Origin of the sequence: Mycolicibacterium sp. TUM20985 (genome assembly GCF_030295745.1) — a bacterium.
Taxonomy (GTDB): Bacteria; Actinomycetota; Actinomycetes; order Mycobacteriales; family Mycobacteriaceae; genus Mycobacterium.
Genome location: NZ_AP027291.1, coordinates 681370 through 694786, shown reverse-complemented (window position 1 = coordinate 694786; position 13417 = coordinate 681370). Strand labels below are relative to the sequence as shown.

Sequence of the window (13417 nt, the reverse complement as noted above, 5' to 3'; positions counted from 1 at the left end):
GAGTCAAACTCCTTCAGTCGTGATTCCGCCGAGCACGATGGCGAGGTACTGCCTGCCCACCTGCTCGGCCGTGAGGGGTCCACCTGGTTGATACCAGCGGACGGAAACCCATGTCGTGTCGCGGATGAAGCGGTAGACGAGGTCGACGTCGAGGTCGGCACTGAAGCAGCCCTCCGCGATGCCCTGCTTCAGCACGTCCAGCCACATCGTCCGCTGCTCGCGGTTGCGCTCGTCGACGAAGGCGAACTGTGGCAGCGGCGAGAGTCGTTTGGCTTCATCCTGGTAGATGACGACCTGAGCGTGACGGTGCTCGATGGCTTCGAAGGACGCCATGAAGAGCCCCGCGACCCGCTTCAATGGGTCGGTCTCGGCCTCGACGATCTCCTGGTACCGGCCGAAGAGCCAGTCGAGGAAGTCGCGCAGGACCTCCTCGACCATCTGCTCCTTGGACTTGAAGTGGTGGTAGAGGCTGCCGGACAGGATTCCCGCGGAATCCGCGATATCGCGCACGGTGGTCGCGCGCAAGCCGCGCTCGGCGAACATCGCCGCGGCGAGGTCGAGCAGCTCGTCGCGGCGACTCGGAAGCGCCTTGTCCACCCCGGCATCATATCGACCAAGCGCTTGCTTGGCTAGCTGGTGACCCGATACGACTCGCAGGCGTCGCCCGGCGGCGTCCCGTCGCGATCAGCGTTGGACCGCGACAGGTTGAACGCGTACCAGGGGTCCCGGTCGTCGTCACGGTATCTCGCGCACTGCCGCACCGCTTCGGGCAGGCGCTCCAGGGCCGGCTCGACGTCTGGCGACAAGGACAACAGATAGTCGGTGTCCAGCAACCCGGTCTGCTCGTAGCGGTCGATGTTCCTCTCGGCGATCAACCGTTCGGGGTTGGTCGCCGCCACCGTCAACAATGTCAGCGCCCCCGCGACGAGTACGGCGCGAGGCAGCCAGCGGCCGACCATCCGAATGCCCGCCACGGCGACGAGCACGAACACCACACCGAGCCAGGACTCGATCGCGATCACCATGACCCGCTGCACGCTAAACCCGTACGCCTGCTGATAGAGCCACATGCGATGGATCGCCGAGACGACGACCACGACCGACGTCGCGCACGTCGTTCCGACCAGTAACCGCAACAATCGCCGGTCCGCGGCGGCATGACGTCCGGCCACGCGGATGACGACGCCGATCACCAACAGCGTCAACGCCGACACCCAGAGCAGCTGCCAAAAGCCCTGTCTCGCGTACTCGGCGTACGTCAGCCCCTCCGTCTCGAGAACGTGATCGTGACCGCCGAACAGCACGGCGGCCTGGACGATGACGAAGGCGATGAACAAGGCGTCCAGCACTCCGAGCGGCACCGCCCACTCCCACCTCGGAATGGTCCGCGCCGGCGCCGGCGCCAGGGCGTCCAAGCGAGGCGCGTACCGCACGAGGTACGCCCCGCCCAGAGCGAAGGCCAGCACCAGCCCGAAGACCACGACCCGCGCGACGACGTCCCCGACGTCGAACGACGGCACGACGTTGCTCATCACGTGCGCGAACGCCGGGTCCGCGGCGGCGAACAGCCCGCCGAACACCGCGACGAGCGCGACCGTGATCGCCAGCACGGTGACGATCCGCACCAACTTCGGTGCCGCGACGCCATCACGAGTCGACTCCGACAAGGACTTTCGCGTCCACGCCATCACCCGGGCTGGGAGCAGCCACGGCAGCAAGGGTGCGGTGACCACGGCGGTCCAGGTGTGGCCGCCGCCCAGGGTGCACCACGCCACCAGCCACGCCGCGGCGACGCACAGCACCCCGAGCCACTGCGCCGCGAGCAGTGCGGGCACCGCGAGCAGCGCCAGAGTCAGTTCCATGCCGAGCCACTCCGTCCTGGTGGGCCGCCGAGCGCCGGTGCCGTACACGACGACGAACACCATCACCCCCACGACGAGATAGCCGATGCTCAGCACCGTGGGGCGCCATAGCGCCGTACCGAGACCGCCGACCACGAGCGCGGCGAGGACGACGCGTCGTGGGGCCCGCGCCAGCGGATCGAGCGGCCACACCCGGTGCGGCCAGATCGTCCAGCCCACTTCGCCGTGCCGTGGCGGCAACGGCCCGAGCATCGGCGGCAAGGCGGGCGCCCGTGGCGGTCCCTGCGGGGCGTACCAGCCCTGATCCGTCATCGTCACGTGCTCGGCTCCTTCGTCTGCGGGATCGTGACGCCGATGCGGCAACCCGCGCGCACATTCATGACTTCGATTGTCCCGCCATGCAATTCGACGACCCAGCGAGCGATCGCCAGGCCCAGACCAGTACCACCCGCCGAGGTGGCGCCGCGACTGAAGCGTTGAAAGACGCGTTCGCGTTCGCTCGACGGAATTCCCGGGCCCTCGTCGCCGACCTCCAGCCGCAATCCGGCCGGCTCGGCGGAGCCCGCGATCACCGACACCCGGCCGCCGGTCGGGCTGTGCCGAATTGCGTTGTCCACCAGATTGACCACCACCTGCCGCAGGCGGGCGGGATCCGCCACGGCCACCAGGTCCGGCGGTATGGCCGTCACCACGACGTCGACACCGTCGGTGGACACCGAGGCGTGCGTTACGGCCTCACGGAGGAAGTCGTCGGCGCGGAAGGCCTTGAGCTCCAGCGGAACCACTCCACTCTCCAACCGTGACAGGTCGAGCAGGTTGGCGACCAGCTCACCCAGCCGTTCGGTCTGCGCCAAAGCCATCCGCATGGTGTCGCCGTCGGGATCGGCGACGCCGTCGACGACGTTCTCGAGGACAGCGCGCAATGCCGTTATTGGCGTGCGCAATTCGTGCGACACGTTGGCGATCAGGCCGCGTCGATACTCGTCCTCGGCGCCGAGATCGGCCGCCATCTGGTTGAACGCCGTGGCCAGTTGCCCGACTTCGTCGCGTGACGTCGCGCGCACCCGACGGCTGTAGTCACCGCGCGCCATCGCGCCGGCGGCAGCCGTCATCTGTCGCAGCGGAGACGTCATACCGTGGGCGAGGAGCTGGGTGATCAGCAGTGACGTGGCCAAGGCCGCTAGCAGGGCGTAGCGGAACTGCCAACTGGCGCCGATCCAGAAGGTGAAGGCCGCCAACGTGATCGCGCTGCCGACCAGCAAACCCATCTTGACCTTGAACGAGGCGAAGGGGTCCAGCGGCCGGGGCAACCGGTCCCACACGGCGGCGAGCCGCCCGCTCATCGCGGGACCTCCAGCGCGTACCCGACGCCGTGGACCGTGCGGATCAGGCCGGGGCCGAGCTTGCGCCGCAACGCCTTGACGTGACTGTCCACCGTGCGGGTCTCCACGCCGGACGTCCACCCCCAGACCTGCTCGAGCAGGGTCTCCCTCGACACCGCGACACGCGGGCGGCTGACCAGGTAGGCCAGCAGGTCGAACTCGATCCTGGTGAGGTGGATCTCCTCGGTTCCATGGTGAACGCGTCGGGCCTGCAGATCGATTCGATGGTCAACGAGCACCAACGGTTGCACCTCTGCAGCACGATCTACGCGCCGCAACAGGACTCGCACCCGGGCGACGAGCTCGCGCATGCTGAACGGTTTGGTCAGGTAGTCGTCGGCGCCGATACCCAGGCCGATCAACATGTCCGTCTCGTCGCTGCGGGCAGTCAACATGAGGATGGGCGTCGGCCGATCCGCCTGGATGCGCCGACACACCTCCAGTCCGTCGAAACCGGGCAGCATCACGTCGAGCACCACGAGGTCGGGCTCCGTCGCCGCGGACGCTTCGACCGCAGACGGTCCGTCGACCGCCGTCTCGACCTCGAATGCCTCAGCGCGCAGACGGGTCGCCACCGCGGCCAGGATGGTCGGCTCGTCGTCGACCACCAGGATTCGCTTCACGCACCTGACTGTAGGTGCCTGCTGTGGCGCTTTCGGGCAGTGAATGTGAAGAAAGCGTGGAGAAAGGTACCGCTAGGCGCGCTGGCTCGACACCGAGATCACTTCGCCGGTCAGGTAGCTGGAGTAGTCGCTGGCGAGGAACGCCATGGTGGCGGCCACTTCCCACGGCTCGGCGGCGCGACCGAACGCCTCGTCAGAAGACAATTGGTCGAGGAGCTCGGAGCTACTGGTCTTCTCGAGGAACTTGTGCCGGGCGATACTCGGCGAGACCGCGTTGATGCGCACGCCGTACTCGACGGCTTCGATTGCGCTGCAACGAGTCAGAGCCATCACACCGGCCTTCGCCGCGGCGTAGTGCGACTGCGAGTGCTGCGCCCGCCAGCCGAGCACGCTGGCGTTGTTGACGATCACACCGCCGTGCCCGGCATCGCGGAAGTACCGCAACGCCGCGCGGGTGGCACGCATGACGGAGGTCAGCGTGACGTTGAGGACGCGGTCCCACTCATCGTCGGTCATGTCGACGACCGGTGTCTGACCACCGAGGCCGGCGTTGTTGATCAGGACGTCGAGGCGTCCCATCTTGGCGACCGTGTCGGCGATCAACGCGTCGACGGCCTCGGTCGACGTCACGTCGCACACCACCGCGTCCACCCGACCCAAACCGAGTCCGGCCAGTTCCTCACGGGTCTCGCCGAGGCGCCGTTCGTGAAAGTCGGACACCACGACGTCGGCACCCTCGGCCAGAGCGCGCCGCGCTGCGGACGACCCGATGCCGGTACCCGCGGCCGCGGTCACCAGCACGATCTTGCCGGTCAACAGTCCGTGACCGTCGATCTCCTTCGGCGCGATGGAAAGATCCACTAGCCCTTGGCCTCCCGGGGTAGACCGAGCACGCGCTCGGCGATGATGTTGCGCTGGATCTCGTTGGAGCCGCCGTAGATGGTATCCGAGCGCGAGAACAGGTACAGCCGTTGCCATTCGTCGAACTCGCCGCCGTCGAGGACCAGCGCTGCCTTGCCCTGGACGTCCATCGCGATCTCGCCGAGCTCGCGATGCCAGTTGGCCCACAACAACTTCGACACGTTGTCCTGCCCCGGCTGCTCCACGTCCATGGTCGCCAGCGCATAGGACCGCATGGTCTTGAGACCCACCCATGACCGAGTCAGCTTCTCGCGCATCAGCGGATCGTCGATGGCACCGGTGTTCTTGGCCAAGTCGACGATGCCGGACAGTTCACGGGCATAACGGATCTGCTGTCCCAGCGTCGAGACGCCGCGCTCGAAGGCCAACGTGCCCATCGCGACGCGCCAGCCGTCACCGGGCTCACCCACGACCATGGAGGCGTCGGTGCGGGCATCGTCGAAGAACACCTCGTTGAACTCCGAGTCGCCCGTCAGCTGAACGATGGGCCGGATCTCGACGCCGGGTTGGTCCAGCGGGACGAGGAGATACGACAGGCCGGCGTGCCGCTTGGAGCCCTTCTCGCTACGGGCGACCACGAACACCCACTGCGCCCAGTGCGCCAGCGACGTCCAGACCTTCTGCCCGTTGATGACCCACTCGTTGCCGACCAGCTCCGCGGACGTCGACACTCCTGCGAGGTCACTGCCCGCACCCGGCTCCGAGTACCCCTGACTCCACAGCTCGGTGACGTCGAGGATCTTCGGCAGGAAGCGCTTCTGCTGCTCGGGCGTGCCATAGGCGATCAGCGTCGGACCGACCAGTTCCTCGCCCAGGTGGTTGACCTTGTCGGGGGCGTCGGCGAGGGCGTACTCCTCGTAGAACGCGACGCGGTGCGCCACCGACAGACCGCGCCCACCGTGCTCCTCGGGCCACCCCAGACACGTCAGGCCTGCGGCGGCGAGGTGCCGATTCCACGCGAGTCGTTCGTCGAACGCCTCGTACTCCCGACCCGGCCCGCCGAGCCCCTTGAGCGCGGCGAATTCGCCGACGAGATTGTCGGTGAGCCACTGCCGGACCTCGGCCCGGAACTCCTGGACCTCTATCACCCCTGTAGGCTAACCTACCAAGCACTTGCTTTGTTAGAGGAGTCTCGATGGAGAGCCAGCCGAGGACCGTTCCCGGCGTACTGGACCGAGTCAGCGGCGAATTCTCCGACCACGAGGCGCTCGTCACCGAGGACCGGACCCTCACCTACGCCGAACTCAGGGCCGAGGTCAGGCGTGCCGCGGCGGCGATGATCGACCTCGGTGTGAACGCCGGCGACCGGGTGGCGATCTGGTCGCCCAACACCTGGCACTGGGTCGTCGCGTGCCTCGCGACGCACTACGCGGGCGCTGTCGTCGTTCCGCTCAACACGCGCTACACCGCCAGTGAGGCCACCGACATCCTGGCCCGCACCTCCGCGCCGCTACTCATCGCCATGGGCGAGTTCCTCGGATCCGACCGGACCACCGAACTCGACCGTGCGGCGCTGCCCGCCCTGCGGCACATCGTTCGGGTGCCCGTCCGGGAGGCCGACGGCACCTGGGACGAATTCGTGGCCCGCGGCACCGATCTCGAGGCCGCCGACGCCCGGTCCGCCGCCGTCACCCCGGACGACGTGTCCGACATCTTGTTCACCTCCGGCACCACCGGGCGCAGCAAGGGCGTGCTGTGCGCGCACCGGCAGTCCCTCGACGCACCCGCGGCGTGGGCGGCGTGCGGTCAGCTCACCAGCGATGACCGCTACCTGTGCATCAACCCCTTCTTCCACAACTTCGGTTACAAGGCGGGCATCCTGGCCTGCCTGCAGACCGGCGCCACGCTGATCCCGCAGGTGACGTTCGACCCCGAGCAGGCGATGCGCGCGGTCCAGGACCAGAAGATCACCGTGTTGCCGGGCCCGCCGACGATCTACCAGACCCTGCTCGACCATCCCCGTCGCGGCGACTACGACCTGACGTCGCTGCGGTTCGCCGTCACCGGCGCGGCCGTCGTCCCCGTCGTGCTGATCGAACGCATGCAGCACGAACTCGACATCGACATCGTGCTGACGGCGTACGGGCTTACGGAGGCAAGCGGTTTCGGGACGATGTGCCGGGCCGACGACGATGCCGTCACGGTCGCGACGACGTGCGGCAGTCCGATCGCCGACTTCGAGCTGATGATCGACGCGCCCGACGAGAACGGCGCGGGCGAGGTCCTGCTGCGCGGCCCCAACGTGATGCTCGGCTATCTCGACGACCCCGAGGCCACCGCCGCCGCCATCGACGAGGACGGCTGGCTGCACACCGGCGATGTCGGAAGACTGAACGAGCGCGGCAATCTCAGCATCACCGACCGCCTCAAGGACATGTACATCTGCGGCGGCTTCAACGTCTACCCCGCCGAGGTCGAGCAGGTCCTCGCGCGCCTCGACGGCGTCGCCGACAGCGCCGTGATCGGCGTGGCCGACACCCGGCTCGGCGAAGTCGGCAAGGCGTTCATCGTCGTCAAGCCTGGCCACCAGCTCGACGAGGCCACCGTCATCGCCCACACCCGTCAGCATCTCGCGAACTTCAAGACACCCCGATCGGTGGCCTTCGTCGATGCGCTACCGCGAAACCCTGGAGGAAAAGTGGTCAAACCGCTGCTGCGAGAGACCAGTTGATGGACCTGACGTTCGACGACGACACCGAAGAGTTCCGCGCCGAGGTGCGCGAGTTCCTCGCGGCCAACCGATCGCACTTCCCGACGGAGTCCTACGACACCGCGAAGGGATTCGAGCAGCACCGTCACTGGGACAGGGTGCTGTTCGACGCGGGCCTGTCGGTCATCGCCTGGCCCAAGGAGTACGGCGGCCGGGACGCGACGCTGCTGCAGTGGATCGTTTACGAGGAGGAGTACTTCCGCGCGGGAGCGCCGGGTCGCGCCAGCGCGAACGGCACCTCGATGCTCGGCCCAACACTGTTCGCCCACGGCACCGAGGAGCAGCAGCGGCGCGTGCTGCCCAAGATGGCCAGCGGCGAGGAGATCTGGGCCCAAGCGTGGTCGGAACCCGAGTCCGGCAGCGACCTGGCGTCGCTGCGGTCGACCGCCACCAGGACCGACGGCGGTTGGAGGCTCAACGGCCAGAAGATCTGGAGTTCGCGAGCCCCGTTCGGCGACCGCGCCTTTGGACTGTTCCGCACCGACCCGGCCGCCCAACGGCACCGCGGGCTCACCTACCTGATGTTCGACCTCCGCGCCGACGGGGTGACCGTACGGCCGATCGCCCAACTGGGCGGGGACACCGGTTTCGGGGAGATCTTCCTCGACGACGTGTTCGTCCCCGACGAGGACGTCATCGGAGCCGTGGACGGCGGCTGGAGCGCCGCGATGAGCACGTCGAGCAATGAGCGCGGGATGTCGCTGCGCAGTCCGGCCCGCTTCCTCGCGCCCGCCGAACGTCTGGTGAAGGCCTGGCAGGTCGACCGCGACCCCGCCTACGCCGATCGCGTCGCGGACGCGTGGATCAAGGCGCAGGCCTATCGACTCCACACCTTCGGCACCGTCACCCGGCTGACCGAAGGCGGTGAACTCGGCGCCGAATCGTCGGTGACCAAGGTGTTCTGGTCGGATCTCGACGTCGCCCTGCACCAGACCGCGCTCGATCTACGTGGCGCCGACGGTGAGCTCGTCGACCACTGGACCGATGGTCTGCTGTTCGCCCTCGGTGGCCCGATCTACGCCGGCACCAACGAGATTCAGCGCAACATCATCGCCGAGCGGCTGCTGGGCCTCCCCCGGGAACCGAAATGAGAAATCACCGTGCACTTTGAGTTGGACGAATCTCAGCGTGACTTCGCCGCCAGCATCGACGGTGCCCTGGCGGCCGCCGACGTGCCCGCCGCCATCCGCGCCTGGTCCGCCGGCGATACCGGCCCCGGCCGAAAGGTGTGGGCGACGCTCGCGGATCTGGGCATCACGGCATTGGCCGTACCCGAGGAGTTCGACGGTATCGGCGCAGATGCCGTCGACCTGGTGGTGGCCGCAGAGCGCCTCGGCCGCTGGGGAGTTCCGGGGCCCGTGGCGGAATCGATCGCGGTCGCACCGATCCTGCTCGCCGATGACGAACGCAGCGGCGCGCTGGCCGCCGGTGAGCTCATCGCCACGGTCGCGATGCCGCCGCGTGTGCCGCGGGCCGTGGATGCCGACATTGCCGGTCTCGTTCTGTTGGCCACCGACGGCGAGGTGCACACCGCCGAGGCCGGCGAGCAGCATGCCTCCGTCGACCCGGCTCGCCGCCTCTTCGACGTCACCGCCACCGGAGAGCCGCGAAGTGCCGATACGACAAGAGCTTTCGAGTTCGGTGCGTTGGTCACCGCCGCCCAATTGATCGGAGCGGGCCAGGCGATGCTGGACGGATCGGTCGCCTACGCCAAGCAACGCACCCAGTTCGGCCGGGTGATCGGCTCGTATCAGGCGATCAAGCACGCGCTGGCCGACGTGCACATCGCCATCGAACTGGCCCGACCGCTGGTCTACGGTGCGGCGCTCTCGCTCACCGACCGATCACCCGACACCGCGCGCGACGTCAGCGCCGCCAAGGCAGCCGCCTCCGACGCCGCGCTGCTGTCGGCCAGGACATCGCTGCAGACGCACGGCGCCATCGGATACACCCAGGAGCACGACCTCTCGCTGCTGCTCCTGCGCGTCCATGCGCTTAGGTCCGCGTGGGGCGACCCGACCTGGCACCGCCGCCGGGTACTGGAGGCGCTCGCATCGTGACCGAAGAACGGGAGATGTTGCGGGACACGGTCGCATCGCTGGTCACCAAGCACGCCTCACCCGAGGCGGTGCGTCGGGCGATGGTCTCCGAACGCGGCTACGACGAGGCGCTGTGGGTGCTGCTGTGCGAGCAGGTCGGCGCGGCGGCCCTGGTCATCGGGGAGGAGTTCGGTGGGGCGGGCGGTGAACTCGCCGACGCGGCAGTCGTCGTCGAGACACTGGGACGCAATCTGGTGCCCACCCCGCTGCTGGGCACGACGCTCGCCGAGCTTGCTCTGCTGGCCGCTGACGAGCCCGATGCCGAGACGCTGGAACGGCTCGCCACGGGCGAGTCGATCGGCGCGGTCGTGTTCGACCCCGACTACGTCGTGGGCGGTGACGTCGCCGACGTGGTGGTCGGTGTCGCCGACGGCAAGCTGAGCCGCTGGACCGGGTTCACCGCCGAACCCGTCGTCGCGATGGATCCCACCCGCAGGCTGGCCCGCGTGACGCCCGGCGACGTGGTGACGATCGGCCCGGACCCCGGACTGGCCGATACCGCGGCAATCCTGTTGGCGGCCGAACAGATTGGCGCGGCCAGCCGTTGCCTCGACCTGACCGTCGCCTACACCAAGGAGCGCGTCCAGTTCGGCAGGCCGATCGGTAGTTTCCAGGCGCTCAAGCACCGGATGGCCGACATGTACGTGCTGGTGCAGTCGGCGCGAGCGGTCGTCGACGACGCGGTGTCCGAGCCGTCCGCGACGTCCGCGGCATTGGCCCGGGTGTCGGCCAGTGAGGCGTTCACCGCCGTCGCCGCCGAAGCCGTCCAGATGCACGGTGGTGTGGCGATCACCTGGGAGTACGACATTCAGCTGTACTTCAAGCGGGCACATGGCAGCGCACAGCTGCTCGGGCCGCCCCGGGACTACCTGCGTCGCCTCGAATCCGAGGTGCTCTAGCCTGGTGTAGGTGAGTGATCGTGTCGCGTTGCGCGCCGGGATACCGCCGTTCTACGTGATGGACGTGTGGCTGGCCGCGGCCGAACGCCAGCGCACCCACGGCGACCTGGTCAATCTCTCGGCTGGGCAGCCCAGCGCCCAGGCGCCCGCCCCCATCCGCGCCGCCGCTGCGGTCGCCCTGGACCGGCACAACCTGGGATACACCGTGGCGCTGGGCATTCCAGAGTTGCGCGAGGCCATCGCGGCGTCGTATCTGGATCGCTACGGCGTGGCGGTCGGCCCCGAGGACGTCGTCGTGACCACCGGGTCCACCGGCGGATTCCTGCTCGCCTTCCTGGCCACCTTCGACGTTGGCGACCGCGTGGCCGTGACGAGCCCCGGCTATCCGTGCTACCGCAACATCCTCTCGGCGTTGGGGTGCGAGGTCGTCGAGATACCGTGCGGCCCCGAGACCCGATTCCAGCCGACGGTCGAGATGCTCGCCGCGATCGAGCCGCCGTTGCAGGGCGTGGTGCTCGCCAGTCCGGCCAATCCGACGGGCACCGTGATCCCGCCCGCGGAGCTGGCCGCGATCGCGGCGTGGTGCGAGGCCGGCGGTGTCCAGTTGGTCAGCGACGAGATCTATCACGGGTTGGTGTACCCCGGCGCTCCAGCGACCAGCTGCGCCTGGGAGACCTCTCGCGAAGCCATCGTGGTGAACAGCTTCTCGAAGTACTACGCGATGACCGGATGGCGGCTCGGCTGGCTTCTGGTGCCGCAGGCCCTGGCGCGGGCGGTCGACCGGCTGACCGGCAACTTCTCCATCTGTCCACCCACGCTGCCGCAACTCGCCGCCGTCGCGGCGTTCACCTCCGAGTCCGCCGCCGAAGCCGACGGTTTAGTCGGCCAGTACGCGATCAACCGGGAGATGCTGCTGCGTGGCCTGCCGGAGATCGGACTGCCCCGGCTGGCACCGGCGGACGGGGCGTTCTACGTCTACGCCGACATCTCCGACTACTCGACGGACTCGCTGGACTTCTGCGCGAAGTTGTTGTCCGACACCGGCGTAGCCATTGCACCGGGGATCGACTTCGACACCGTGCACGGCGGCGGGTACGTGCGGTTGTCCTTTGCGGGCGCCACGTCCGACGTCGCCGAGGCGCTGCGGCGGATGGGGCCGTGGCTGGCTGCCGCAGGCCACCCGTGACCGTTCAGCCACCGATCCAGCTCGTCAGGGGGCAGCGGAGGGCAGTGGACGTAACCCTGGGTGATGTCGCACCCGTAGTCGCGAAGCGCAGCCAGGGTCGCGGCATCCTCGACGCCCTCGGCGACGAGTGATGCACCCAGGCTGTGGGCAAGCGCGACCGTTGAGCGCACGATGGCGATCGACCGCGGATCATCCGCCACCCGTCCCACGAACACTCGGTCGAGCTTCAGCTCGTCCACCGTCATCTCCTGTAGGCGAGCCAGCGACGACCAACCCGTGCCGAAGTCGTCGATGGACAACTTGACGCCCAGCCGCTGGAACGCCTCGACCACGCTGTACGACCGCGGCGAGTTGGAGGTCAGCACCCCCTCGGTGAGCTCGAGGATCAGCGCGTCGGCAGGAACCTCGTAGGCGCGCAGCAGATCACCGACGTGAGACACCAGATCGACGTCGAGCAAGTTGGTGGCCGAGAGGTTCACCGCGACGGTCATCTCGATTCCCTGCTTGCGCCATGCCTGCACCTGTCCGAGGGCGAGATTAAGGACCGAGGTCGCCAGGGGCCGCATCAGCCCGCCCCTCTCGGCAAAGTGCAGGAATTCGTCGGGCGCCATCAACGCCCCTGAGGGATGCTGCCAACGCACCAGCGCCTCGACGCTGTGCACACTGCCGTCACCGGCCCGGATCTTCGGTTGGTAGTGGCACGTCATCTGTCCGTTGCCGATCGCCGTGCGCAGCTCGCCGATCATCCGTCGCTCGTCGACCCGTCGTGCGTCCTGGGTGCTGTCGTAGGACGCAACGCGACCGGGGAGTTCCTTGGCCCTGTACATCGCGACATCCGCGCGTTGCAGCAGATCCTCGGGTTCGCTGCAGTGGGCCGGACAGAGGGCGATGCCGATGCTCGCCTCCACACGCGCGGTCACCTCATCGAGGACGAACGGTTCGTGCAGTGCCTCGACGATCCGGGCAGCGATCTCCTCGGCCTCGTCGAGTTCCACCCCGGCGGGCAGCAGGATGGCGAACTCGTCCCCCCCAACGCGGGCCAGCACGTCACCCGCTCGCGTCGACCGGGTGAGCCGCTCGCCCACCCGACACAACAGCTCATCGCCGACGTGATGCCCGAACGAATCGTTGATCTCCTTGAAGTGGTCGAGGTCCATCAGGAGCATCCCGGGTCCCGGGCTGTTCCCGGTCTGAGTCGAATGAGCCAGCGATGCCGTGCTCAACGCCGTGGACATCGCCCGCCGGTTGCCCAACTTCGTGAGATCGTCGGTCATCGAGTGGCGGTGGCTGTCGACGAGTTGGCTGATCTCGCGGAACGCCACGGCGAGCCTGGCCGCGACGGCGACCAGACCACACGTGGCCAGGACCGACGCAACCCGCGGCAGTCTGGCGTCGTACCCGATGATGAGAAGTCCCATCAGCACGACTGTGAACAGCAGCTGTGGAACCGCGGTAGCCCGTCTGGGGGGGTGGCCGGTCTGACCTCGCGATGTCGTCCAGCTGGCGACCGCCACCAGGAGTGCCGCCGCGGGCCTCAGCGCGTCGAACCAGCTGCCACGCAGGTAGGAGCCATCGGCGACGTAAAACATGTAGAGCGTGTCGGCAACGGCATAGAACGCAAAGCCGACGACGAGCAGCGCCCACCTCCGGTCGGCCCGCCAACCAAGCATCGAGAGTGCCCCCGCGGCGAGTGCCACCAACAACAGGTCCCCGACCGGAAATGCCAGTGCCAGAA

General features: G+C 68.1%; 11 protein-coding genes and 1 pseudogene. 5 read left to right on the top strand and 7 right to left on the bottom strand.

The features are described 5' to 3' along the window. Positions 1 to 3: 3 nt before the first annotated feature. From QUE68_RS03315 to ipdE1, 6 genes are all read right to left on the bottom strand, one after another. Positions 4 to 543 (bottom strand): TetR/AcrR family transcriptional regulator, encoded by a 540-nt coding sequence (locus QUE68_RS03315; RefSeq protein ID WP_286275734.1) that lies wholly within the window; start codon positions 541 to 543, stop codon positions 4 to 6. Positions 544 to 629: 86 nt separating this feature from the next. Beyond that, positions 630 to 2174: a DUF4153 domain-containing protein gene (locus QUE68_RS03310; RefSeq protein WP_286275733.1), complete on the bottom strand. Its 1545-nt coding sequence runs from the start codon at positions 2172 to 2174 to the stop codon at positions 630 to 632. Positions 2175 to 2176: 2 nt separating this feature from the next. Further along, on the bottom strand, positions 2177 to 3205 hold the full coding sequence (locus tag QUE68_RS03305) for a HAMP domain-containing sensor histidine kinase (protein ID WP_286275148.1): 1029 nt from the start codon (positions 3203 to 3205) through the stop codon (positions 2177 to 2179). Then, the gene (locus QUE68_RS03300) at positions 3202 to 3867 is read right to left on the bottom strand and encodes a response regulator transcription factor (RefSeq protein WP_286275147.1); all 666 of its coding nucleotides are present in this window, start codon (positions 3865 to 3867) and stop codon (positions 3202 to 3204) included. Before QUE68_RS03300 ends, QUE68_RS03305 begins: the two co-directional genes overlap by 4 nt. Positions 3868 to 3939: 72 nt before the next feature. Then, the gene (ipdF, locus tag QUE68_RS03295; protein ID WP_284224508.1) at positions 3940 to 4728 is read right to left on the bottom strand and encodes a (5R,7aS)-5-hydroxy-7a-methyl-1-oxo-2,3,5,6,7,7a-hexahydro-1H-indene-carboxyl-CoA reductase; all 789 of its coding nucleotides are present in this window, start codon (positions 4726 to 4728) and stop codon (positions 3940 to 3942) included. Continuing rightward, positions 4728 to 5876, bottom strand: coding sequence for an acyl-CoA dehydrogenase IpdE1 (gene ipdE1, locus QUE68_RS03290; RefSeq protein WP_284224507.1), 1149 nt, complete (start codon positions 5874 to 5876; stop codon positions 4728 to 4730). The genes ipdF and ipdE1 overlap by 1 nt, the downstream gene beginning before the upstream one ends. Before the next feature lie 47 nt (positions 5877 to 5923). On the opposite strand from ipdE1, the gene fadD3 reads away from it, so the two are divergent. Genes fadD3 through QUE68_RS03265 form a run of 5 tightly spaced genes read left to right on the top strand, consistent with a single transcriptional unit; the run spans position 5924 to position 11682 of the window. Continuing rightward, on the top strand, positions 5924 to 7459 hold the full coding sequence (gene fadD3, locus QUE68_RS03285) for a 3-((3aS,4S,7aS)-7a-methyl-1,5-dioxo-octahydro-1H-inden-4-yl)propanoate--CoA ligase FadD3 (protein ID WP_284224506.1): 1536 nt from the start codon (positions 5924 to 5926) through the stop codon (positions 7457 to 7459). Further along, positions 7459 to 8589: an acyl-CoA dehydrogenase family protein gene (locus tag QUE68_RS03280; RefSeq protein ID WP_284224505.1), complete on the top strand. Its 1131-nt coding sequence runs from the start codon at positions 7459 to 7461 to the stop codon at positions 8587 to 8589. Before fadD3 ends, QUE68_RS03280 begins: the two co-directional genes overlap by 1 nt. A gap of 9 nt (positions 8590 to 8598) precedes the next feature. Then, positions 8599 to 9558 carry an acyl-CoA dehydrogenase family protein gene (locus tag QUE68_RS03275; protein ID WP_284224504.1) on the top strand — a complete coding sequence of 320 codons (960 nt, stop codon included), beginning with the start codon at positions 8599 to 8601 and terminating at the stop codon, positions 9556 to 9558. Continuing rightward, positions 9555 to 10496 carry an acyl-CoA dehydrogenase IpdE2 gene (gene ipdE2, locus QUE68_RS03270; protein ID WP_284224503.1) on the top strand — a complete coding sequence of 314 codons (942 nt, stop codon included), beginning with the start codon at positions 9555 to 9557 and terminating at the stop codon, positions 10494 to 10496. The genes QUE68_RS03275 and ipdE2 overlap by 4 nt, the downstream gene beginning before the upstream one ends. 10 nt (positions 10497 to 10506) lie before the next feature. Beyond that, the gene (locus QUE68_RS03265; protein WP_284224502.1) at positions 10507 to 11682 is read left to right on the top strand and encodes a pyridoxal phosphate-dependent aminotransferase; all 1176 of its coding nucleotides are present in this window, start codon (positions 10507 to 10509) and stop codon (positions 11680 to 11682) included. Positions 11683 to 11777: 95 nt separating this feature from the next. Here the strand turns inward: QUE68_RS03265 and QUE68_RS03260 are convergent. Continuing rightward, a pseudogene (locus tag QUE68_RS03260) lies at positions 11778 to 12917 on the bottom strand (putative bifunctional diguanylate cyclase/phosphodiesterase); the annotation flags it as partial. Between the last annotated feature and the right edge of the window lie 500 nt (positions 12918 to 13417).